Genomic DNA, 21,330 nt, shown 5'->3' with positions numbered 1-21,330 from the left:
TGGACTCTGGCAGATGCGTCTTGCCAGCGCGTGAACATCCGGGGCGCTGCCGCCCCGGATGCGTCACGGATCGGTTCAGGCCATCACGAGATTGTCCGGCACCTGCTGCCCGACCTCGCGCAGGTAGCGCGCGGCGCCGGGGTGGAAGGGCAGGAAGGTGTTCTTCGACCAGTTCGCTGCCACCGTCTCCGAGGCCGCGGAAATCGCCGCCTTGAAGCGGGCATTCTGCGACAGCACGGATTTGGTGATCTCATAGGCCAGGTCGTCGGGCAGCGACTTGTGGCCGATGGCGAAGTTGTACATGCCGACGATGCCGAGCGGCCGCTGCTGGGTGCGATAGGTGCCGACCGGCAGCGACCCGCCGGCCAGCTCCGGGAATTTCGCCGTCAGCTTCGCGGCTTCCTCGGCGCTGAAGTCCAGGAAATTGACCTCCGCCTGCACCTCGATCTCGGAGAAGGCGGGCACCGGCACGCCGGAGGCGAAGAGGAAGCTGTCCAGCAGCCCGTCCTGGATCTGCCCCACCAGGTCCGAGGCCGAGCCGTAGCGCACGGCGGAGGGCGTGATGCCCAGCTCCTGCAGCAGCAGCGGGTAGTAGGTGCCGGGCGTGCCGCCGCGCGGGCCGACGCCCACGCTCTTGCCGTTCAGGTCGCTGTGCTTGGTGATGCCGCTGCGCTTCAGGGCGATGCCGTGGAAGGGCGTGTCATACATCGGGAACAGCGCGCGGATGTCGCGGAAGCGGTTGCCCTGGGTCCAGGCGCCGACGCCGTTCCAGGCCTGCAGGGCGACCCCCATGGTCACCATGCCCAGCTCCACCTCCTTGCGGTTCACCAGGATGATGTTCTGGTTCGGGCCCTGGGTGGTGCGGAAGGAGATCTGCACGCCGGTCGCTTCCTGCGCGATCTGGCCCCAGGCCGGCCCATAGAGCGCATAGGTGCCGCCCGGGGCGGCGGTGCCCATGTTCAGGGCGCGCGGCCATGCGGCATTGCGCGGCTGGGCGAGTGCGGGGGTGAAAAGGGGCGCGGTGGCGCCCAGGACCGTGGCGGCCAGCAGGTTGCGGCGCAGCATGTTTCGTCTCCCTTGGACTGTTTCGTTGCAGCCGATTAACCCCGTATGCCGCGGCGGGGCAAGCATCCTGACAGCCGCCGGGCTTGCGGGGACTCGGCGCCAGGCCACATCACTTCCCCATGCTGCACCTGCTGAAACTCTGCGTCGGCCCGAAGGAGGTGGCGGAACTCGCCGCCAACCAGGCGCGCCGCGCCGCGCTGGACCCGCCGCTGCGCCACCAGACGCGCATGGTGCCGAAGCGCGCGGCGGAGCTGGTGGAGGGCGGTTCGCTCTACTGGGTCCTGTCCGGCTTCATCCGCGTGCGCCAGCGCATCCTGGAGGTGCGCGAGGAACGCTGGGACGACGGCACCAGCTGCGCCGGCCTGGTGCTGGACCCGGAACTGGTGCTGCTGGAGCCGCGCCCCCAGAAACCCTTCCAGGGCTGGCGCTACCTCACGGCGGAGGCGGCGCCGCCGGACGCGCCGCGCGGCCAGGCCGCCGCCAGCGGGCTGGACGCCCTGCCCCCCGCCCTGCGGCGGGAGCTGGAGGCGCTCTGCCTGCTATAGGCAGCGCCTGGCATCCCCATCCGCCTTTCCTTGCTTGTGCGCCGCGGCCGGCCCGTTCATCTTCGCGCCAGCACGCGCGCTCCGCGCCGCCAGCCTCCTGTTCCAGACCGGGACCCCGCAAGATGCGCCGCTTTGCCCTTCTCGCCTTGCCTTTCGCCCTGCTGGCCGCCACGCCCGCCGCCGCGCAGCATTGGAACGATGCCGGGCCGGGGCGCGACCTGCTGAGCGCCACGGTCACGGATTTCGACGCCTTCCGCCAGCGGACCCCCGCCGCGCCGAGCTTCAGCCCCACCGCCCCCGCCGGCCAGGCGCAGGCGCGCGGCCCGATTCCCCTGCTGGACTGGGTGCCGCCGCCGCCGGTGCCCGCCGCCGCCCCCGCCACCACGCGCCGCAGCACGCCGCGCCGCACGGTGCGCCGCGCCCCGGTGCGGGATCAGGCGGTGCGCAGCCCGGTGCGGGACACCACGCCGGTGGCCGCCCCCGCCCCGACCGCCGGCGCCGATTGGGAACGGTCCCTGGCCGAGCGGGAACGGGAGCTGGAGCGGCTGCGCCGCATCCTGGAGGATGACCGCCTGCGCTACCAGCAGGCCCGCCAGCCCCAGCTGCAATAGGGCCCTTCGCCCGGGGCGCCAGGCACCCCGGGCCGGGCTGTCAGGCCGCGACCAGCGCGCTGGTGAAATCGGCCTCGGTCTTCTCGCGGATCTCGGCCTCCGTCACGCCGGGGGCCGTCTCCAGCAGGCGCATCGGGCCATCGCCCTTCTTGTCGATGGCGAAGACGCCGAGCTCCGTCACCACCACATCCACCACGCGGCGGCCGGTCAGCGGCAGGTTGCAGGCCTTCAGCAGCTTGGGCTTGCCGCCGGCGGTGTGCTCCATCAGCACGATCACGCGCTTGACGCCGGCCACCAGGTCCATGGCGCCGCCCATCCCCTTCACCATCTTGCCGGGGATCATCCAGTTCGCGAGATCCCCGTTCTGCGCCACCTGCAACGCGCCCAGGATGGACAGGTCGATATGCCCGCCGCGGATCATGGCGAAGGACTGGGCGCTGTCGAAGAAGCTGCTGCTGGGCAGCTGGGTGATGGTCTGCTTGCCGGCATTGATCAGGTCCGGATCCTCCTCCCCCTCATAGGGGAAGGGGCCGAGGCCGAGCATGCCGTTCTCCGATTGCAGCTGCACCGTCATGCCGGCGGGCACGTGGTTGGCCACCAGCGTCGGGATGCCGATGCCGAGATTGACGTAGAAGCCGTCCTGCAGCTCGCGCGCCGCGCGCGCCGCCATTTCGTCGCGGGTCCAGGGCATTTTTTCGACTCCTTCAGGCCGCGTTCGGGCGTTTCGTCACGGTGCGCTGCTCGATCCGCTTCTGGAAATCGGCGGGCAGCGCGATCATGCGCTTCACGAAGATGCCGGGCGTGTGGATGTGGTCGGCATCGATCTCGCCATTGGCGACGATGTGCTCGACCTGCGCCACCGTCACCTTGGCGGCGGTGGCCATGACGGGATTGAAGTTCCGCGCGGTCTTCCGATAGACGAGGTTGCCTTCGTGATCGCCCTTCCAGGCATGGATGATGGCGAGGTCGGCGAAGAGCCCGCGCTCCATCACATAGTGCTCGCCGTCGAATTCGCGCGTCTCCTTGCCCTCCGCCACCGCCGTGCCGTAGCCGGTCTTGGTGAAGAAGGCCGGGATGCCGGCGCCGCCGGCACGGATGCGCTCCGCCAGCGTGCCCTGCGGGTTGAACTCGATCTCCAGCTCGCCGGCCAGGTACTGCTTGGCGAAGGTCGCGTTCTCGCCCACGTAGGAGCTGATCATCTTGCGGATCTGCCGCGTATGCAGCAGCAGGCCGAGGCCCGCATCGTCGATCCCGGCATTGTTGGAAATGACGGTGAGGTCCTTCACACCGCTCGCCCGGATCGCCTCGATCAGCACCGAGGGAATGCCGCTGATGCCGAAGCCGCCGGACATGATGGTCATGCCATCCCGCAGCAGCCCGGCGAGTGCCGAGGTCGCATCCCCGTAGATCTTGCTCATCCTGCCCGTGCCACCCCTGATGCTTCAGGCCGAAACTATGCGGGTCCGCGTCCAGGCGGAAGAGGTTGCGAAAAGGGTTGCAGAAAGCCGCCCGGGGCAGGCTTGCGCAGCCCCGGGGTGGCGGCTATACGGCCGGCCTCGCGCTTCGGCGTGCGGGGCCATAGCTCAGTTGGTAGAGCGCTTGAATGGCATTCAAGAGGTCAGGGGTTCGACTCCCCTTGGCTCCACCAGAATTTCCGCCGGCTTCCGAGTGATCGGGGCCGGCGGCTTCGTTTCAAGAGCAACCATGGTGCAACCACGCTGCGGGCCAGGCTGCGCTTCCGCTACCGGGCCGACAGCATCAAGAGCGGGTTGCCATGGATGCGAACGACCCTGACGACCTGCTCCAGAACGCCGCCGCCGCGTTTTTCACGGAGATGGTCGAACCAACGGTAGCAGAGTTCATGGCGGCACCGGACAATCGGCGGCGTGGCTGCCTGGCTTGCCTCGTGGTGTCGAGCCTGGCCGATCACTATTTCCACGCCATTGAGGCTCCGAAGCTAGGCGAGGTCAGCACAAAGAAGCTTCGCGAGGCGCTTAAATCATTCCGAAACGGTGTCGCTGCAGAAAACTGGAGCGTCAATCAAGTCCACGATATTGCGAACGCGACAAAGCACTATGCCAAGATGGGGGATCGGGTGGTCCTTAGCGATCTTCAAGCCGACGAGATTGGCGAGTTTGGTGTCTTGCAATTCGGATGGCCAATAAATGGCCGGTACGTCATCGTTGAAGTAGCGCCAGACAACACCTGGCTTCTCTCTGAGCTTGTTGAGGAAGCGGCCCGATACTGGCGGTACAGGCTTTCATCACCAGGCTCGGCCTTACTGCCTTGATGCCTCGTGCGACGTGTGACGGCGCGACGATCTTGGGCGGGGGCGCGGTAGCGGTGGTTGCGGTTCGTGGTTGCAGGGGACGGCGCGGGGCGCCGGCATTTTCTTCGGCCGGCCAAAACCGATTTGCTCCAAAGGGTCATGGTCTCCGTGCGGAGGGGCGGACAAGACGGGGCGAGCGCGTTCCGGGGGGTGGGGGTGGAGGGGGTGCCGGGGGGTCGGCCGCCTGTCATCCCCAGGCAGCGCCATCCCCCTGTCTGGTCGCGCAGCTCCGCCAGCTCGACGCCGGCCGGCGCGCCACCTGGTGAGTTGCCCAGCCGCCCGACCACTCACGCTGCCTCGACACCCAGGATGCGATACACGCTGGCCCGGCCGATCCCGAGGCGGCGCGCGATCTCGGTAGGCCGCACGCCCTCCGCCTTCATCTGCCGCACTGCATCGGCCTGGCGCTGTGCGGTTGGCGCGCGGCCCTGATACTTCCCCTCGGCCTTCGCCTTCGCGATTCCCTCGCGCTGGCGCTCCAGCATCAAGGCCCGCTCGAACTCTGCGACCGCGCCGAGCATGGTGAGCATGAGGCGCCCGGTCGGCTGCCTGGTGTCCACTACGGCGCCGCCCATAGACAGCACGCGCAGCGCCACGCCCTTCGCCTCCAGCCGTTCCACGATGCCGAGAAGGTCGGTCACGCTGCGGGCGAGGCGGTCGGGCTTGGTCACAATCAGCGTGTCGCCCTGCCGAGTGAAGGCAATGGCGGCCTCTAGCTCGGCACGGCGCCCGATGGATGACACTCGCTCGGAACAGATTCGCTCGCACCCGGCGGCGGCCAAGTCGCGCGCCTGAGCCTCAAGGCCGGCCTCCTGCTCGACGGTGGATGTCCGGGCATATCCTACCAGCATTGCGGCGCTTCATGTCTCGCTAGGGTCTTAGACTTATAACGGGTCGGCGTCTCAATGGTCAAACCCCATTTCAGCGGGACGGTTCTGCGCAGGGCGGGCGGGGCCTCTGGGACGTCTCACACGGGCTTGCCCCAGCGGGACGAGGCGGAAGTGTTGCCTCGTCCGGGTAGTAAGCCGACATCAAACAGGTCGGCTCAGCGGCTGCGGGGGCGCACGCGATGCGCGACCGTGATGTCCGCCAGCGCCAGGCCGCGGTTTCGCAGGTCAAGCCGCACCTCCTCTCGGACGGGCGCGGCTCCTTTCGGATCGGAGATCGTCAGCAGAAGCGTGAAGTGCACGCCCTCGGCCGGGAAGGCTGTGCCTGCGCGGACGAGACTGTCCAGGGAGAGCCGCCAATTGGAAGTGTTCCCGCGGCCCTGCGGCATATTGGCGTGGTAGCGCTTAATCGGCGACCACTTTAGCCCGGTCGTAATCAGGTACTTCTCAGTCTTGTGCATGCCTTGGGGCAGGCCGGCGCCGTCATGGGTGAGCCGGCTCACCCACTCCACCGCACCCGTCGCGGTGTCTACCAGATCCTCCTGGTGGAGATATGCCTCTAGCTGCACCCGCATGGCCTCCTCGCGGTGGGCCGGGTCGATCGGCGGCGTGTAGGCCAGGGTCACATCCGCTCGCCCCCGGCACGCCCCGTCGGGCCGCACCAGCGACCGCGGCCAAGCGAAGGGGAAGTCGAGCCTCTGGCGGGCGAGCAGCCGCTCGCTGAAGACCAGCGTGACGCTGTGCGGGTCGTCGCTAAGCAGCAGGTCGGCCGGCGGCGCGAGGCCGAAGCCCACGAAGTCGCGCGCCACATGGCGTAGCTTCGGCGCGCAAAGCTCTGCGGGCCTGGCGGCCCGGTGCACAGGCAGTGCCAGCAGGGTCTCGCGCGGGGCCTGCCGCGCGAGCCGCTGGTCAAGGGTGGCGACGCCAGCAGCGGTGAGCGGCGCCGCGTAGCTGGTCCCGCACCCGTCCACGCCCTCGCCCTCGGGGCTAATGGAGGCAAGGCCGGTCCGATTGCCGGCTGCCTCGGCGCCCCCGTATTGTGCCAGTTCGGGCTTGCGCCCGCCGCCGACGCCCGGGCCGCGGCATGTGTAGGTGGTCGGCATCTTCACCGCATGCCCGGCGATGCCGGGCGGGTTCACGGCGCCGACCGTAAGGCCGAGCATGTGCTCGCTGAGCGCCGGGAGGCCCTGGTCGCGGCCGGCGAAGCCGGCCAGCATCGTGACGGCGTCGTCCGCCTGCGCCGGCCAGGGCGGCCGCGAAGTGCCGGAGGCTAGGTTTCCAGCCGACACCACGAAGATCACGTCCAACGCCCGCGCCAAGCGGTCCAATCGGTCGGCAGCCAGCGAGTAGCCCAGATTCGACGGCCGCCGACCGAAGGCGAAGCTCAGGTTGAAGACGCGGACGCCGTGGTCGCGCTTGGCGACGCGGACCTTCTCCTCCAACTGGTCGAACAGGTCCTCGATGTCGCGGTAGTAGCGGCTGCGCAGCTCGCGGCGGGGGAAGAAGTCGAGGTCGAAGAACTTGCAGCCAGCCGGCTCGATGCCGCCAGCTAGGCCCGGATTGAAATGCGCCCCGGCGACCACGAGTCCCGCAATGAATGTTCCATGGCCCTCGCTCCTGTCGGAGAAGGGTACAAGGCCGGCATCGCCTACTTTCCAGGCGTTCAGCTTCTCCACGTCGGCCACGCCGCCGTCGATGATGCCCACCACCGGGTGGTCCCCATCTGGTGGCGGCGGGACGATCGCCTCTCTGCTGCCCGCCAGGGCCCCCATGGGCGCGGTCTCAAGGACCGGCGGCAACTCTACCGCGCGCACAAGAGACTGCCCCGCGAGGAACTCCAACAGGGCGCCGTGTCGTGCCGGGGTCAGGTCGCGCCCGACGGAGCCCTCCGGCGCCGCGGGCAGCCGCGCCGTGCTCACCTCCGCCACCCGCCCGCCTGGTAAGAACGGCAGCTCGACCAAACGCTGGCCGCTCCCGGCTGTCAGCTGCACGGACAAGGCCACGGGCGGCTCACCGAAGGCGGCCGTCTGGGCGCCCGGCAGGAAGGGCCTGACCAGCATCCCGCCGCCGATCCGCTCCAGACCGGCGCGAAAGTTCTCGATTAGCCTGCCCACGGCGTCGAAACCGAGCTCGGCATCCGGCTTGAAGAGCTCGACGATGTAGCCGCCGACCACGTTAGGCTGGCGCATCCAGGCAACGGCCTCGTCGGCCGAGAACGCAACGCGGTCGGCCGGCTCGTACAGCCGGATATCCTTGATGCCGCCAAGCTCGCTGCGGTAACCGGAAACTCGCGGTTCCAGCTTGCCGGTCTTCTGGCTTTCAACCATCCGGGGGACCGCCTCGGCCTTCTGCTCGACGATGCGGTCGATCCGCTCGAGCGCGTCTGGCGTCACCTGGAACAGCATCTCACCTACGGCATCAGCGCCGACCAGGGCGAACCGGTGCGCCCTGCTGAACAGCGCGCGCAAGGGACGGTGGCTCTTGGCGAGCGCCTCCTCGCGCTGGACAACCTTCACAAAGCCCATCGGCTGCCCCGCGCCGCGCAGGGCGGACGCAACCGCCTTGATGCTACCGCGAAGTCGTTGCTTGTGCCGGACGAAGCCGGCGTCATCGCCCGCAAAAAAATCCTTGTTGCCGCCGCCGAAGGGCTCAGGCTCCTCACGCTCTATGAACTGGCGCGTCCCCATGAAGACCTGAATGGGGCGCAGGTCGTCCCGCTTGCTAGCCATCGATGCTCGCGTCCTTTCGCGCTTCGCTGTGCTCGGTCCGCTTCCGGCGTCGCGACACGGCGGGCTGGGAAAGCCCGAGCAACGCCCCAACCTCGGCCTGCCTAAATCCAGCTGCCTCAAGCGCCCTATCGAGAACCTCTTCGGGGCCAGTCAGCGCCAGACGCCGGTCCTCGCCGAAAAGCCGCGCATTGAGCAACGCTTGGCGCCGTAACGCTTCCAGAAGAACACGACCTCGCCCCGATCCATTAGTCAGGCCGGCGCGCCGCTCGTCGCTTCCTTCAGGGCCATGCAGGACCAAGAAGCGCTTGCCAGCCGCAATGAGGGACTCCAGGTCCGCACCACTCATGCCCTCTGTCGCCCAGACGATTAGCCGCATCTCGACGGGGCCGAGGCGTAGCGGCGTCAAGAAGCGCGCCAAGAGGGCCTCGCGGGAAGCGGCGTCGGGCAGCGGGATCTCAATGCGTGTCTCGAAGCGGCGCCACACCGCCGGATCAAGCAGATGCTCGTGATTGGTTGCAGCGAGCGTCAGGCCTCTGCCATTCCGCGCGTCGAGCGACTGAAGCAGAGTGTTCACAACGCGCTTGATCTCGCCGACCTCTTGCACGTCATCACGCGCCTTCGCGACGGCGTCGAACTCATCAAGAAACAGCACGCAGCGATAGCGGTCCGCGAACTCAAAAAGCGCTCCAATATTGCGAGCGGTAGTGCCCAAGAACGACGATGTAAGCCCATCAAGCCGCGCCTCGACGCACGGCAGGCCAAGCTGGTGCGCGAGGTAGCGGGCGAGCTTCGTCTTACCTACTCCGGGTGCGCCGTAGATGAGGCAACGCATGTTCGGCTTTGCGCCAAGTCGCGCGAGGGCCTCAGCCCGATTCCACTCCGCCAGAAGGTCAGCCACCGCAGCAGCCAGAGGAGCGACCAGCACCGGTGGCTCCTCGGGCTCGCCCGACGGGAAGGTGATACGTGCCAGCGGGGTACCGGTCTCACGATCCGTTGGAAGCGGCGACGACGGAGTGAGTTGCTCGCCCTGAAGCTGGCGACGCGCCGCCTCTGCGGTCGCCCGCATTTCCTCAACGGCCATGGGGGCCATGGCCTGCCGGCGCTCACTTCGCGTTAGCAGCCGCCCAAGCTTCGCCGCTTGATCTGGATCGGACTTGGCCAGCGCATCGCGGAGCCGCTCGATCTGCTGCGCCGCGCGCCCCCCTTCGGAGTCCAGCGAAATGCGCGCAAGAGCCAACACGATGTCAAAATAGTCCATGGTTATGCGTCCCTTGGCGAAGCGATGCGCTTTCGCTCGCACTATATGCGCTCCCGCCTGCATTATGCAAGCGACGGCTAGCTGAATGCGTAACTGCCCCCACCGTATGCGCGACCTTGGGTTAGCGATGCGATTCAGCGGGTTCCTATTCGCTAGACGGCCGGCGCTGATATGGCTCCTCGGCACCGTTGCGGGTGGCGGTTACTTCGTTGCAGGCGCGGGCGCGGGCGGACCATCTTCGCAGCCAGCCCCCGGTCGATCCGACCGTTGGCCAGAGGTCGCTGCCACGACGGCGTGCCGCGGGCGCCGGGGGTTCAGTCTGACCACCATGGACAGGACGCCGTTGCGGGCGGGGGCGGGGTGCGGGCCAGTGTCGCCGCGAAGAGCGGGCCGCGCCCTCCGCCTCCTCTCACGGCCTGTCCGCCACCCCTCCCGAAACCGAGTGACCGCGCCACTTAGTAGCTGCCCCACTAGCTCAGCACCCGCGTCCCGAGACCCGCAGCCGCACCCTTCCCCCTGTCCCTGGCCTGGAAGATCATGCTCGGACCCCGGCACCCGACCGCCCCGGCCCTCACCGTCACGCGCCCGGCGAACGCCGTCACGCGGATAAACGCCTTCGTCACCTCCGGAAAAATGCGGCCGGGATAACGTTCTATCCTTCATTTCAATTGCTTATGACCCGTGCACCGCTCCCCCTCTATGCAAAACGACCGGGACAACCGGGACACCGCCCCTTAACTATTTGTTATCACACATTATTTTCTGTCCCGGTTCTAACCGCGCGCCGGGACAGCACCGGGACACCGGGACAGTGTCGGGGCTTTGCCGCCCGCCCGGCGTGTCCCGGTGTCCCGGTGGATAAAATGACCGGGACACGACTACCGGGACAGCCTAACCCATTGTTCTGGATATTAAATTTACAGAACGAAACATAGACTGTCCCGGTGTCCCGGTCATTTCTGCTTTTCCGCCGAGTGGTTGCGCTTCCTGCGAGGGCTCAAGGCGGCCCGAACAACACCTCTGCGCCCCCACCGCCCCGGCCGACCGCACGACGCGCGGCACCGCCCGGCCCGCTCATCGGCGGGCACGGCGGCGCTTCGGGATTGCGTGTGCATCGGGCCGGGGAGGGCGAGGCAGCGCCGGCCGCCGTCCCTACGCACGGCGGGTGAAGCCTGCCGCGCGCCGCCCCCACCAGGCGCGGCGCGAGGGCGGCGGCGGCCGGGTGCTCAGTCGGCGCCGTCTTCCAGCGCTGCCGGCTCCACTACCACCAGGCGGGGCCTGCCGAAGCCGGGAATCTTCGGTGGGCGGATCGCCCAGCGCATGCCCTCCTTGTCCGGCTGGCCGCGGATCATCCCGGCCTTGCCGAGACGCGCCCGCGCCTCGCGGTCTTCCAGGCCCAGGGGGCCGATGATCTCGGCCGCGAAGGTCTCGGGCAGGATGCCATGCACCCAGCGGCGTTCGCCCTTGTCGTTCGGCTCCTGCCAGCGCCAGCCCGCCCGGTTCATAGTCCGCTCGCCATCGGGCAGGGGCGGCTCGGTCTGCGCGCCCTCGGCGTCCGGGTCCGGGTCTTTCACCACGCTGAACCTGGCGGCGCCGTGCATGCCAATAAAGCGCCGCAGCGCCGCGAAGAGGTTGTGATCTTCCCGGCTGCCGACGCCGCCGCGCTCAAGCATCCAGTCGCGGAAGACAACCCCCGCCGCTCGCTCGGCCTCGCCGGCAGGCCACCCGGTAATACCGGCCTCCGTCGCCAGCTCGCCGGCGATCGCCACCAGGGCCATGCGCCGGGCCGCGCGCTGCACCTGGCCGTCCGCGGACTTGGGCACATGGGCCGCAACCCACGCCGCCATGCGCGCCAGCACGATCCGGCTGGCGAAGTCGGAATCGCGCGCCAGCTCGGCCGCCAGCCACTCGACGAAGGCCGGCCCAGCCGTGCCGTGCTGCGCCACCACGCCCCGTCTGAGGCGCTGCGCGAAGGCGCCGCCATCGGCTTCGCCATGCAGCGTGTCGAAGCACCCGAATCCGCCCGGCACCACGGCGGGCACGTCCAGCAATCGCACTTCCTGACCGGCCTTGATTCGCTTCCCCGCCTGCGACGCCAAGCTGGCCGCGCTCTCCTCGCTGCTGGACAGGACAAGCGTCGTCCAGGTCGTGTTGCGGCGGTTGCCGCCACCGGCTCGGGCGCGTTCCTTCCCGCTGCCGTTCGCCAGCATGTAGAGCGTTTCCCCCAGTTCCTTCGGGTCGGCCTGGCCCATCTCATCCATCGGCAACAGCGCGTGGTTGTGGGCCGCTGCGACGTTCTCGATGCCGTTGCTGGTGGCCCGCCACGGCCGCACGTAGGCGTCCGCCCCCGTCTTGCTCGGCGCGCCCATCGCGCTCGCCGCCGCGTCGATGATCGTCGTCTTGCCCTTGCTGCTCTCGCCACGAAGGTTGATGCCGCCACCTTCATCTCCTGCGAGGAACAGCAGCGGCGCCGCGAAGCTGCACGACACGCCAAAGGCGAGGCGGGTGTTGCCGATGCAGAGGCGCGCCACCTGGTTGCGCCACCCGTCCAGCGTACCGCGCTCGCCGTAGATGCTCGGGGGCGGGTCCATGTCCAGCCTCACCAGCTCGCCCGCCGATGCGCCGATGGTGCGGCCGGGCAGCACGAAGACAGGGCTTCGCCCAGCCGGGCGATACCAGCCGGTGCGGGGTACCGTCCGCACGCGCGCAGTCGCCCGCACGGTAGCAAGGAACTGCACGAGTGCCAGGCGTGCGCCCTGCGCCGCACTCACGAACAACCCGCACGCGGCCAGCCTTTCACGCACCGCCACGCCCTCACCGGCCAACAGCCGACGCGGCATGATCCACTCGTGCGCTGTGCCGTCGCGGTCCTGCCAGCGCAGCAGCAAGCCCCAGTCGTCGCCATTCTCCGGGCGGCTCTCGGCCGCGACCTCAAAGGTGCCGCAGACGCGGAACGGCATGTCCTTCTCACTGGCCGGGATGCGCCACAGCCCATCGGCGCGCATCTCGAAGCCTTGTGGCATCTCGAAAGCCGTTTTCACCACCGGCGCCGCGCCCTGCACCGCCGCACGGATCGCGTCGCGTCCGCCCTTCGTCCCGCTCGACGTCTTCGTTGCCCCGTTCGCGCCGTTCTTCCCGCCGCTCATGTCGGCATCCCTGCGCGCAGCGTATCGTTGAAGTCCTTCCCGACCGGCGGGCGCGCAATGCGCACGTCGCGCCCCTGGGCCGCGAAGCGGCTTGCCGCGCGCTCCAGCAGGGCCGCCGCCTTCGGGTTCTCGTCGTCGTTGTCGGCGCAGAGGATCACGCGCGAGACTGCCGCCGGCAGCACCACGCTGCCCATGTTGGCGAGGGCCACGGCCGCGATCACGCGCAGCTCGGGGCAGGCGAGCGCGACCGACAGGGCGGTTTCGATCCCCTCGGCCATCGCCACCGCCTCGCCGGCCGGCGCCTCGCGCAGCGGCTTCCCCGAGGAGCCGCGCCATAGGGGGATGAAGCCGCCGGCGTAGCGGCCGAGGGTCTTCTTCGCATCGCGCAGCGGCGCTTTGCGCCACACGCCGCCACCGTCCCGCGCAAGCCAGGTGCGATGCGTGCCGACATGCTCGCCGGCGCCGTGCGTGATGGCGGCCAGCATCGCGGGCAGCGGGCGGCCTGCCTCCTGGCACCAGCACTCGGGATGGAAGCGCAGCGCGCGAGGCTGCCGCGCCAGCTCAGCTAGGATGATCCCGCGTTCTGCCAGGTATTCCCCGGCGGGCGTTCCGGCGATGCGCTCCTGGCCGCACAGGAACAGCGCCAGCGCCTTTCGACGGCGGGCCGTATCGTCGGCACCTGGCGGTGCCGGCGTCGACTCAGGCGCCTTTCTGAGCGGCGGCGGGTTGGTTCCGTCGCCCACCCCAAGCCATCGTCGCGCCCATGCCATCGCGTCGCGCGTGTTCCCCCGGAACAGCACGGCGGCCACCAGGTCGAGGGCGTCGCCAGTCTCTCCGGTCGCGAAGTCATGCCACACGCCGGCCTTGTCGCCGTGAAGGTGGAGCGCAAGGGATTGGCCGGACGATCCGTCAACCCCGCCGCAGCGCCAATGTCCCCCATCGCGGTGCCCCGCCGGCAGCAGATGTGCCGCCAGCCCCGGCACGTTCGCGGCCAGCATGGCGGACAGCTCGGCCGCGCGGATCGGCGCGCGACTCATGCAGCCCCCAAGGGCGCACCCCCGCCCTCGCCACCGCGCGGCCAGCGCTTACGGCTGGTCAGCAGCACCGGAGGCGCGGGGTAGAAAGGGAAGCCGTGCACGTCCTCCTGGGCGCCATGGAAGGCGCGCGTGTCGGGCAGTTCCAGCCCAGCCGCGAGCGCCGCCCGCGCGGCCTCCGCCCGCCCGCGCGCCCATGCCTCGCGGTCGGGCAACGCGACGCCATCGGCTTGCAGCCGCGCGATATCCTCCAGGGCCACAAGGCCGCGCTCGAACCGCCGCACCAGCTCGGCCAGCTCGCGCGCTTCGCGTTCGCTGGTGGCCTCGCCCCAGCGGGAAGCGCACAACTGCGGGCCATGGATGCGCAGCAGGTGCCGCATGCAGATCGCGCCAGCGGCCGTCAGCATCGCCCGCGATACCGGCATGCTGAGCAGCCATTGCAGGTCGTGAAGGTCGGTCGCGGCGGCCAAAGGTGCGCCCCTCACCGCGCACCCCCTCGCGCCGCGCTCGCCGGCGGCGGCGTAAGCCGGCGAGGCAGCCGCATGCGCGCCTCGCTGGTGTTCCGCACGGTGCGGGCGGCGGCCCAAGCGTCGAGGTCCGCCACCGCGTAGGAGACGGCGCGGCCCATGGCGAGGAAGGCCGGGCCGCCGCCGGCCGTGCGCATCTTCTCCAGGGTGGACACCGAAAGGCCGAGGTATTCGGCGGCCTCGGGCGTGCGCAGCCGGCGCCCGGCCGGCTGGGAAGCGGGATTGCTCAAGGTCTGGCTCCATGTCTGAACAACCGCCTGGGGGCGCGTCCCCCCATGCGGCGCCGGGAGGTCCGGCGCGGCTCAGTCAGCCACGGGAGCTATTCGAGTTGCGCGGTCGTGTTACTCGAATTTTCGGCGCCTTCCGACCAGACTCCGGGCGGTCCTGCCGGCCACCGCCACCCGCCAGCACGAAGCCCGGTCCGTGAGCTGCGAGGGTGCGCGTGATCTGTGCCTCAAGCACCCGCGCCAGCCGCTTCAGCCGCTGCCGGCGGGCTCCGCCGGCCTCGCCCGCCGGCAGGTCGGCCAGGCTCGCGCGGTATGCCTGCCAGCGGGCTTGCGCCTCGGCCGGCGTCAGCTCGCCGGACCGCGCCTTGTCCCGCCAGTAAGCAACCGTCTTCGCAGTGATCGGCGCCGGCGTGCGGCCTCCGCGACGTCGCACGCCCTTGAACAGCGCCGCAACTCGCCCGGAAGCGTCGTCGCGGGTGCTGTCCGCCTCCCGCCAGGCGTCCATAGCGCTTGCGGCTAGGCCGATCAGGTGGGCCGCGTCCGTCTGTCGTGCCGTGGCGAACTTCCGCACCGGCACGAACAGCGGGTCGGACACACCGCGTTGCACGTTGCTCAAGCCGCTGATGATATGGGCCAGCGGTTCCCCTGCCTCCCGCTCCTTCATGTCCGCGAAGGCATCGGCCAGCGTAAGGGCGCCTTGCACCGCGAGGAAAGCAACTTGCAGCCCTTCCGGCTCCTGCGCCAGCTGGCTGCGTCCGTCTACCACGACGCGCCCTCGCTTGCTGGCGGCGTCCATCTGCGCAGCAAAGAACGCATGAAGCGCCTTCGTCGCGGCCTGCACTGTGGCCACCGCCTCGGCCACCAGGCAGGGCAGCTCCGCCGCTTCCTGTGTTGTCCAGAGGCGCGTTTGCGCATCGCGCGTCAGCAGCTCCACAGCGCGATTCAGGGCCTCGAAGGTGAGCGGCGTAGCCCGTCCCGGCGGCGGCAGGGCGCCGATCGGCTCACCGTCGCGCGCCTCGGGGACCTCTTCACCGGCGTCTCCGTCTTCATCCTCGCGCTCGGCCAGCACCGCCGCGAGCTCGTCGGCATCCGCCCGCATCGTTTCCAGCACCCCCGCGAAGGTCGGTAGCGCGTTGGCTGTGCGAGCGTCGCGGGCCAGCGCGGCAAGCCGCGCCAGCCCCGCCGCGATCTGCCCGGCTCTACCCGCCGCCGTTACCAATTCGGCGGCGTCCTCGTGCGCCTCGTCGCCGCGATCAACCATGGCCCTGGCCCTCCATCGCCGCCAGCGCGGCCACGCCGTCACGCAGCGTGCGCAGCAGCACCACGTCCCAGTCGGCGTCGCCGTGCTGCTCGCCTTTTGTCCAAGCCGCGAGCCGCGCCTTCGCCAGAATGCCGGAAAGCGAGGTCGCCGGCGCGCGCGCCACCAGTTCCATCAGGTCACTCCAGCCGTCGGTCAGGTGGGTTGGATTGTTGTCCTCGCCGATGATGCGCTGCGCTACGTCATAGGCGTCCCACCAGGCGCGCGCCTGGTCCAGTGCGGCGAGCATCGCCGCCGCGTTGCCGGACGCGGCAGCCGGCCGCAGCTCGTCCACTTTCGCCGTCACCTGACCAGGCGCCAGGCCCAGGCACGCCAGATATCCGAGACTCCGCGCCCACTCGGCGCTATCCCTCACATCGCTCGTCGTCGTCATGGTGCTGTTCTCACCTGCTTCGGCGGGCCGGGGCGGGGGCGCTGCAATCGCCCTCGCCCCACCCTGAATGCCGGGAACCGCCCGGCGCGGATCGGTTCACGGCATGCGAAGTCTTGGGCCACCGGCCCGGATCGCCTCGCGGTCCCACTCGGCAGATCTTTCCAGAAGCTCCTGCTCGGCTTTCGCCACCATCTCGGCCGCAATGCGAGCTGTCTCAGCCGGCGCTTGACCATCGGGACCGGGCCGGCAGAAGCGTCGCGCCTCGGGATAGCTGTAGGGCCATACCAACCGCAGCTCGCGAGGAATCGAATGCCTGCTGAGGGACCGATGGTCTCCCGCGACCAACCAGGCAAGAAAGGTCCCGAATGCCTCGCACGAGGGGCGCCGCCCCAGCGTTGTCAGCGCGCGAGTGGCGATTTCCGCCGCAGCCTCAGCCCATTCCCATCCGTCCGTCTTTCCTTCCTGCCGCTGTTCGGCGCCGATCCCTGCGCAGTACTCCGGAGGGCACATCCGCATGCGTGCGGCGTCAGGCCCGGCCCACGGCCAGACCGGCCCGCATTCTTCTCCGTCGAAAGCAAGATGCGTTGCGGGCGAGAGGCCGGGTGGCGGATCGGGCGGCAGCACTGCCGTCTCGGCATCCTGGGGCACGCGCCGGCGCAACTCGGCGGTCATCGTTAGTGCGAGCCCGCGACGGCCGAGGCGCAGCAATTCCGCCATGCACGCGAAGGCGGCATCGCGCCTTGCCTCGGCATCGCTTGTCATGCCGGCGAGAATGCTGACGCCAAGCTGCAGCTCGGCGGCGCGCTCGCCTCTGGGTTCGACAGCAGTCATGCACCCGGCGCTCCTGCAAGGCGGGCATTGCGCGGCCTGGATTGCCGCGAAGGTTTATGGTCTCCGCGCGCCCTCGGCGCTGCCTCCGCCCGGTGCTTGTTCCGGGGCATGGGGCGAGAGGGGGTGCCAGAGAGTTCTGCCTTCGCGCCTGGATTAGCGGTCGCTTTATCCCGCTCACGCTCCGCCGCAGCGATGGCCTCGGCCAGCGCTGCGCCCCATTTCTCGACCGCCGCCTTCTGCTCGGGCCAGCGCTGCGCATGCTGATAGACGCCAAGGACGCCGCCCCGCGTGCCGCTCTGCCGGTGGTTCAGCACGGCATCAGCCACCGGCTCGGCAACGCCGCGCTCGGCCATGAGCGAGGCGAAGGAGCGGCGGAAGTCGTGCCAGGTCCAGGCGCGAAAGCCGGCTGCCTCGCCCATTTCCGCCTTCATCCCGGTCCAGGCCGTAACCTCATTGCCCACCCGGGGCGAGGGGAAGGCTAGGCCGCTGGCTGGCTTGCCCAGCGCCTCATGTCGTGCGCGTAGCAGGGCGCGGGCCAGCGGGTGCAGCGCGAGACGGTGTTGGTCGCCGTTCTTCGTAATGGCGCCGGGCAGCGTCCAAACGCCCGCCTTAAGGTCCACGTCCTCCCACGCGAGGCGCGCGCCCTCGCCGCGCCGGACCGGCAATGCAATCAGCAGGCGCGCCAGCTCGCCAAGCGGCGCCGGCAGCACCTCCGACGCGATCCAGAGGCGGGTGAGGTCGGGCAGCGCCACCACCCGGCGCCGAGCCGGCGGCGGCTTCGGGCGCCTGGCGCGCGGGATTGCGTCGCAAGGATTGATCGCCAGATGCCCCGCGTCGCGGCACCACTCCATGAAGCGTCCGAAGGCACCAAACAGTAGCCGCGCCGTTGCCGGGCGCGCCGCCTCCAGATGCAGCAGGCCAAGAAGGTCGGCCGGCGTGATTTCGGCTACCGGCCGCCCCTCCAGCTTCATGCGGGCGATGGCGTTCCGGACGGCCGCCTCCTCGGCTGCCGCATGGCCGGGCGAAATGGCGCCCGATCCGCGCAAGCTGGGGCGGCCCGGCAGTGCCTTGGCATAGCTCTCGGCCAGCTTCTCCACCGCGGCGGCGCGCGCGGCGCGCGCGGCCTTACGCTCCGCCTCACGCTCCTTCGACGGGTCCTTGCCCTTGTCCACGGCCGTCCGCAGCGCGCGCGCCTGCTTGCGCGCCTCCTCCACGGTCATGGCCGGGAAGGTGCCGATCCGGTGCCAGTGCTGGCGGCCGTCGAGCGCGCGATACTTGAACAGCCAGGTCCGCGCGCCGCTGCTCAGAGTGCGGAGGCCAAAGCCTGGCACCTCCCGATCCCACATGAGCCCGGGCGGCGAGGTCTCGGCCGCTCGGCTGGTGATGTTTGCTTCGCTCCGCTTTGGCATCGGTGCCTCCGGTTTGTTGCATAACCGGACGCGCAACCACGATGCAACCATGCAGAAGCGGCCCGGTCCAGTTCGATCCGGGGACCAGCTCACTGGAAGTTAGGTTTTTCCTCGCCTGAGGAAGCAAGGTGCGACGCTATGCGGGCCGGTCCACCACGCCACGCTTGAATGGCATTCAAGAGGTCAGGGGTTCGACTCCCCTTGGCTCCACCAGGTTTCAAGAACCGCCAGTCCCGGCAGCCGGGACTGGCGGTTTTTCTTTGGCAAGGCGGATGATCGATCGGCTCAATCATTCCGATCGCCAGAAATCATTTCCCTCGTTCGTTCCCGGCGCCTAGCCTCCCTGCACACCCCAGGGAGTTCCAACGCCATGGACACCAACGTCCCCCCGCCCTCCGGCTGCCCGATGAGCAAGAAGCCCGCGGCCATGCGGTCCCTGCTCGGCCGCACCAATCGCGACTGGTGGCCGAACCAGCTCTCGCTCGACATGCTGCACCAAAACGGCCTGTCCGGCGATCCGATGGGCGACGACTTCGACTACGCGGCGGAATTCAAGACGCTGGACTACGCCGCGGTGAAGCGCGACCTGCATGCGCTGATGACCGACAGCCAGCCCTGGTGGCCGGCCGACTATGGCCATTACGGCCCCTTCTTCATCCGCATGGCCTGGCACAGCGCCGGCACCTATCGCACCGGCGACGGCCGCGGCGGCTCCTCCTCCGGCTCGCAGCGCTTCGCGCCGCTGAACAGCTGGCCGGACAATGCGAACCTGGACAAGGCGCGCCGCCTGCTCTGGCCGATCAAGCAGAAATACGGCCGCAAGCTGTCCTGGGCGGACCTGATGATCCTGGCCGGCAATGTCGCCATCGAATCCATGGGCGGCCCGGTCTTCGGCTTCGGCGGCGGCCGCAAGGATGTCTTCGAGCCGGAGAAGGACATCTACTGGGGCACCGAGGAGAAGTGGCTGGGCGATACCCGCATCGCCGAGGGCAAGGTCTTCGAAAGCCCGCTCGCCGCCATCCAGATGGGCCTCATCTACGTCAATCCCGAAGGCCCGGGCGGCGTGCCGGACCCGATCGGCTCCGGCCGCGACATCCGCGAGACCTTCGCCCGCATGGGCATGAATGACGAGGAGACGGTGGCGCTGACCGCCGGCGGCCATACCTTCGGCAAGTGCCACGGCGCCGGCGATGCCTCCCTGGTCGGGGCGGAGCCGGAGGGGTCCGACATCGCCCAGCAGGGCCTCGGCTGGCAGAGCGGGCATGAGAGCGGCGTGGGCGACCACACCATCACCAGCGGACTGGAAGGCGCCTGGACGCCCAACCCCATCCAGTGGGACGGCGGCTATTTCCACATGCTGCTGGACTACGACTACGAGCTGGTGCGCAGCCCCGCCGGCGCCCAGCAGTGGCAGCCGATCAACCAGAAGCCGGAGGACATGGCCCCCGGCGCGCATAGCCCGCACCGCCGCCTGCCGACCATGATGACCACCGCCGACATGGCGATGAAGATGGACCCGGCCTATCGCAAGATCTCGGAGCGGTTCCGCGACCACCCCGAGCAGTTCGCCGATGCCTTCGCCCGCGCCTGGTTCAAGCTGTGCCATCGCGACATGGGGCCGAAGGCCCGCTACCTGGGCCCGGACGTCCCGGCCGAGGACCTGATCTGGCAGGATCCGATCCCGAAGGCGGACTACGTCCAGATCTCCGCTACCAATGTCGCGACGCTGAAGGACAAGATCCTCGCCTCCGGCCTGACCACGGCGGAGCTGGTGGCCACGGCCTGGGCCTCGGCCTCCACCTATCGCGGCTCCGACCACCGCGGCGGCGCCAATGGCGGGCGCATCCGCCTGGCGCCGCAGAAGGACTGGGAGGTGAACGAGCCCGCCCGCCTGGCCAAGGTCCTGGCCGTGCTGGAGGGCATCAAGGCGGAATTCGACGCCACCGCCGGCGGCGGCCGCAAGGTCTCCATCGCCGACCTGATCGTGCTCGGCGGCAATGCCGCGATCGAGCAGGCGGCCAAGGCCGCCGGCCACCGGATCGAGGTGCCCTTCACCCCGGGCCGCACCGATGCCACCGCCGAACAGACCGACGTGGAGAACTTCCAGCCGCTGGAGCCCCGCGCGGATGGCTTCCGCAACTACCTGCAGGTGGAATTCAACGTGCCGACGGAGGAGCTACTGATCGACCGCGCCCAGCTGCTCCGCCTCAGCGCGCCGGAGATGACCGTGCTGGTGGGCGGGCTGCGCGTGCTGGGCGCCAATCACGGCGGCCAGACGCATGGCGTCTTCACCGACCGGCCCGGCCAGCTGACGAACGACTTCTTCGTCAACCTGCTGGACATGAACCTGGCCTGGAAGCGCATCGATGACCACGCGGACGAGGTCTACCAGGGCACCGACCGCAAGACGCATGAGAAGAAGTGGACCGCGACCCGGACCGACCTGGTCTTCGGCAGCAATTCCCAGCTGCGCGGCATCGCGGAAGTCTATGCGGCCGCCGATGCGGGCGAGAAGTTCCTGAAGGACTTCGTCGCCGCCTGGAACAAGGTGATGAACGCGGACCGCTTCGACCTGGCGGCCTGAACGGGGCGGGGCGAAAGCCCCCCTCACCCAACCCTCTCCCCCCGTCCGGGGGAGAGGGCTTTTCTATGCGACCCCCACGATCCGCCAGGCGGCCTCGCCATCGGGCCCGGCGATCGTCACCACCTCGCCCGGCCGCAGCCAGCCGGCGCCGCCAAAAATGCGGTGCAGCGGCGCCTCGCTCAGCGCGCCACCCTCCTCGCGCGGGAAGCGAAGCGACCAGCCCTCCTCGTCATGCGCCACATCACCCTGCATCGGCGGCACGCCCGGCGCCTCCCGCCGCGCCGGCCAGGGATCGGGATCGGCCAGCCAGGCCGCGGTATCCGGCCCGCCCTGCGCATCCAGCGCCATGGCGAAGACGATGCGATGCCCGGCATGGCCCATCGGTTCCGCCGGGCTCCAGGTCATCACCAGGGTCACCTCAACCAGCTTCGACGTGGTCACCGGCCCCTCCCGTCCT

19 protein-coding genes and 1 tRNA gene are annotated in these 21,330 nt (G+C 69.5%); 5 read left to right on the top strand and 15 right to left on the bottom strand.

The window, feature by feature from the left end; genetic code table 11:
• Positions 1–75 precede the first annotated feature (75 nt).
• Complete coding sequence (locus ACTIF1_RS12325) at positions 76–1,065, bottom strand: TAXI family TRAP transporter solute-binding subunit (RefSeq protein ID WP_439596718.1); 990 nt, start codon at positions 1,063–1,065, stop codon at positions 76–78.
• A 119-nt stretch (positions 1,066–1,184) separates the two neighbouring features.
• On the opposite strand from ACTIF1_RS12325, the gene ACTIF1_RS12320 reads away from it, so the two are divergent.
• Together ACTIF1_RS12320 and ACTIF1_RS12315 are read left to right on the top strand one after the other, a co-directional pair.
• Positions 1,185–1,610, top strand: a complete 426-nt coding sequence (locus tag ACTIF1_RS12320) for a DUF1489 family protein (protein WP_439596717.1) — start codon at positions 1,185–1,187, stop codon at positions 1,608–1,610.
• A 122-nt stretch (positions 1,611–1,732) separates the two neighbouring features.
• Complete coding sequence (locus ACTIF1_RS12315) at positions 1,733–2,221, top strand: hypothetical protein (protein ID WP_439596716.1); 489 nt, start codon at positions 1,733–1,735, stop codon at positions 2,219–2,221.
• A 40-nt stretch (positions 2,222–2,261) separates the two neighbouring features.
• Here ACTIF1_RS12315 and ACTIF1_RS12310 read toward each other — a convergent pair whose 3' ends face one another.
• Positions 2,262–2,912: a CoA transferase subunit B gene (locus ACTIF1_RS12310; protein WP_439596715.1), complete on the bottom strand. Its 651-nt coding sequence runs from the start codon at positions 2,910–2,912 to the stop codon at positions 2,262–2,264.
• A 13-nt stretch (positions 2,913–2,925) separates the two neighbouring features.
• On the bottom strand, positions 2,926–3,639 hold the full coding sequence (locus ACTIF1_RS12305; protein ID WP_439596714.1) for a CoA transferase subunit A: 714 nt from the start codon (positions 3,637–3,639) through the stop codon (positions 2,926–2,928).
• Between the two features lie 154 nt (positions 3,640–3,793).
• Here ACTIF1_RS12305 and ACTIF1_RS12300 point away from each other — a divergent pair.
• Together ACTIF1_RS12300 and ACTIF1_RS12295 are read left to right on the top strand one after the other, a co-directional pair.
• Positions 3,794–3,869, top strand: a tRNA-Ala gene (locus ACTIF1_RS12300).
• Positions 3,870–3,995: 126 nt separating this feature from the next.
• Positions 3,996–4,511, top strand: a complete 516-nt coding sequence (locus ACTIF1_RS12295) for a hypothetical protein (protein WP_439596713.1) — start codon at positions 3,996–3,998, stop codon at positions 4,509–4,511.
• Between the two features lie 326 nt (positions 4,512–4,837).
• Here the strand turns inward: ACTIF1_RS12295 and ACTIF1_RS12290 are convergent, their stop codons facing one another.
• The 11 genes from ACTIF1_RS12290 to ACTIF1_RS12240 form a co-directional block, all read right to left on the bottom strand.
• Positions 4,838–5,401, bottom strand: a complete 564-nt coding sequence (locus tag ACTIF1_RS12290; RefSeq protein WP_439596712.1) for a recombinase family protein — start codon at positions 5,399–5,401, stop codon at positions 4,838–4,840.
• 194 nt (positions 5,402–5,595) lie between these two features.
• The gene (locus ACTIF1_RS12285; protein WP_439596711.1) at positions 5,596–8,166 is read right to left on the bottom strand and encodes a S8 family serine peptidase; all 2,571 of its coding nucleotides are present in this window, start codon (positions 8,164–8,166) and stop codon (positions 5,596–5,598) included.
• Entirely contained in the window at positions 8,159–9,424 is a 1,266-nt protein-coding gene (locus tag ACTIF1_RS12280) for an AAA family ATPase (RefSeq protein WP_439596710.1), read from the bottom strand. The genes ACTIF1_RS12285 and ACTIF1_RS12280 overlap by 8 nt, the downstream gene beginning before the upstream one ends.
• 1,226 nt (positions 9,425–10,650) lie before the next feature.
• On the bottom strand, positions 10,651–12,570 hold the full coding sequence (locus tag ACTIF1_RS12275; RefSeq protein WP_439596709.1) for a DUF927 domain-containing protein: 1,920 nt from the start codon (positions 12,568–12,570) through the stop codon (positions 10,651–10,653).
• Positions 12,567–13,607, bottom strand: coding sequence for a DUF7146 domain-containing protein (locus ACTIF1_RS12270; protein ID WP_439596708.1), 1,041 nt, complete (start codon positions 13,605–13,607; stop codon positions 12,567–12,569). The genes ACTIF1_RS12275 and ACTIF1_RS12270 overlap by 4 nt, the downstream gene beginning before the upstream one ends.
• Positions 13,604–14,074, bottom strand: coding sequence for a hypothetical protein (locus ACTIF1_RS12265; protein ID WP_439596707.1), 471 nt, complete (start codon positions 14,072–14,074; stop codon positions 13,604–13,606). The genes ACTIF1_RS12270 and ACTIF1_RS12265 overlap by 4 nt, the downstream gene beginning before the upstream one ends.
• Before the next feature lie 11 nt (positions 14,075–14,085).
• The gene (locus tag ACTIF1_RS12260; protein ID WP_439596706.1) at positions 14,086–14,361 is read right to left on the bottom strand and encodes a helix-turn-helix transcriptional regulator; all 276 of its coding nucleotides are present in this window, start codon (positions 14,359–14,361) and stop codon (positions 14,086–14,088) included.
• Between the two features lie 76 nt (positions 14,362–14,437).
• Complete coding sequence (locus tag ACTIF1_RS12255; protein WP_439596705.1) at positions 14,438–15,619, bottom strand: hypothetical protein; 1,182 nt, start codon at positions 15,617–15,619, stop codon at positions 14,438–14,440.
• Positions 15,612–16,049, bottom strand: a complete 438-nt coding sequence (locus ACTIF1_RS12250; protein WP_439596704.1) for a hypothetical protein — start codon at positions 16,047–16,049, stop codon at positions 15,612–15,614. Before ACTIF1_RS12250 ends, ACTIF1_RS12255 begins: the two co-directional genes overlap by 8 nt.
• Before the next feature lie 96 nt (positions 16,050–16,145).
• Positions 16,146–16,880, bottom strand: coding sequence for a hypothetical protein (locus ACTIF1_RS12245; RefSeq protein ID WP_439596703.1), 735 nt, complete (start codon positions 16,878–16,880; stop codon positions 16,146–16,148).
• Complete coding sequence (locus tag ACTIF1_RS12240; RefSeq protein ID WP_439596702.1) at positions 16,877–18,289, bottom strand: tyrosine-type recombinase/integrase; 1,413 nt, start codon at positions 18,287–18,289, stop codon at positions 16,877–16,879. Before ACTIF1_RS12240 ends, ACTIF1_RS12245 begins: the two co-directional genes overlap by 4 nt.
• Positions 18,290–18,659: 370 nt before the next feature.
• Between ACTIF1_RS12240 and katG the strand changes: the two genes are divergently transcribed.
• The gene (katG, locus tag ACTIF1_RS12235) at positions 18,660–20,873 is read left to right on the top strand and encodes a catalase/peroxidase HPI (RefSeq protein WP_439596701.1); all 2,214 of its coding nucleotides are present in this window, start codon (positions 18,660–18,662) and stop codon (positions 20,871–20,873) included.
• A 63-nt stretch (positions 20,874–20,936) separates the two neighbouring features.
• Here katG and ACTIF1_RS12230 read toward each other — a convergent pair whose 3' ends face one another.
• The gene (locus tag ACTIF1_RS12230; protein ID WP_439596700.1) at positions 20,937–21,314 is read right to left on the bottom strand and encodes a hypothetical protein; all 378 of its coding nucleotides are present in this window, start codon (positions 21,312–21,314) and stop codon (positions 20,937–20,939) included.
• Between the last annotated feature and the right edge of the window lie 16 nt (positions 21,315–21,330).

The organism is Falsiroseomonas sp. (assembly GCF_051860665.1).
GTDB lineage: Bacteria > Pseudomonadota > Alphaproteobacteria > Acetobacterales > Acetobacteraceae > Falsiroseomonas.
Note: the sequence above shows the minus strand (reverse complement) of the source record. Positions and strands in the feature narration are given on the sequence as shown.

Bases quoted from the DNA above. Each gene is read 5' to 3' on its own strand.
- ACTIF1_RS12325 (WP_439596718.1), bottom strand. From the start codon at position 1,065: ATGCTGCGCCGCAACCTGCTGGCCGCCACGGTCCTGGGCGCCACCGCG.
- ACTIF1_RS12320 (WP_439596717.1), top strand. From the start codon at position 1,185: ATGCTGCACCTGCTGAAACTCTGCGTCGGCCCGAAGGAGGTGGCGGAA.
- ACTIF1_RS12315 (WP_439596716.1), top strand. From the start codon at position 1,733: ATGCGCCGCTTTGCCCTTCTCGCCTTGCCTTTCGCCCTGCTGGCCGCC.
- ACTIF1_RS12310 (WP_439596715.1), bottom strand. From the start codon at position 2,912: ATGCCCTGGACCCGCGACGAAATGGCGGCGCGCGCGGCGCGCGAGCTG.
- ACTIF1_RS12305 (WP_439596714.1), bottom strand. From the start codon at position 3,639: ATGAGCAAGATCTACGGGGATGCGACCTCGGCACTCGCCGGGCTGCTG.
- ACTIF1_RS12295 (WP_439596713.1), top strand. From the start codon at position 3,996: ATGGATGCGAACGACCCTGACGACCTGCTCCAGAACGCCGCCGCCGCG.
- ACTIF1_RS12290 (WP_439596712.1), bottom strand. From the start codon at position 5,401: ATGCTGGTAGGATATGCCCGGACATCCACCGTCGAGCAGGAGGCCGGC.
- ACTIF1_RS12285 (WP_439596711.1), bottom strand. From the start codon at position 8,166: ATGGCTAGCAAGCGGGACGACCTGCGCCCCATTCAGGTCTTCATGGGG.
- ACTIF1_RS12280 (WP_439596710.1), bottom strand. From the start codon at position 9,424: ATGGACTATTTTGACATCGTGTTGGCTCTTGCGCGCATTTCGCTGGAC.
- ACTIF1_RS12275 (WP_439596709.1), bottom strand. From the start codon at position 12,570: ATGAGCGGCGGGAAGAACGGCGCGAACGGGGCAACGAAGACGTCGAGC.
- ACTIF1_RS12270 (WP_439596708.1), bottom strand. From the start codon at position 13,607: ATGAGTCGCGCGCCGATCCGCGCGGCCGAGCTGTCCGCCATGCTGGCC.
- ACTIF1_RS12255 (WP_439596705.1), bottom strand. From the start codon at position 15,619: ATGGTTGATCGCGGCGACGAGGCGCACGAGGACGCCGCCGAATTGGTA.
- ACTIF1_RS12250 (WP_439596704.1), bottom strand. From the start codon at position 16,049: ATGACGACGACGAGCGATGTGAGGGATAGCGCCGAGTGGGCGCGGAGT.
- ACTIF1_RS12245 (WP_439596703.1), bottom strand. From the start codon at position 16,880: ATGACTGCTGTCGAACCCAGAGGCGAGCGCGCCGCCGAGCTGCAGCTT.
- ACTIF1_RS12240 (WP_439596702.1), bottom strand. From the start codon at position 18,289: ATGCCAAAGCGGAGCGAAGCAAACATCACCAGCCGAGCGGCCGAGACC.
- katG (WP_439596701.1), top strand. From the start codon at position 18,660: ATGGACACCAACGTCCCCCCGCCCTCCGGCTGCCCGATGAGCAAGAAG.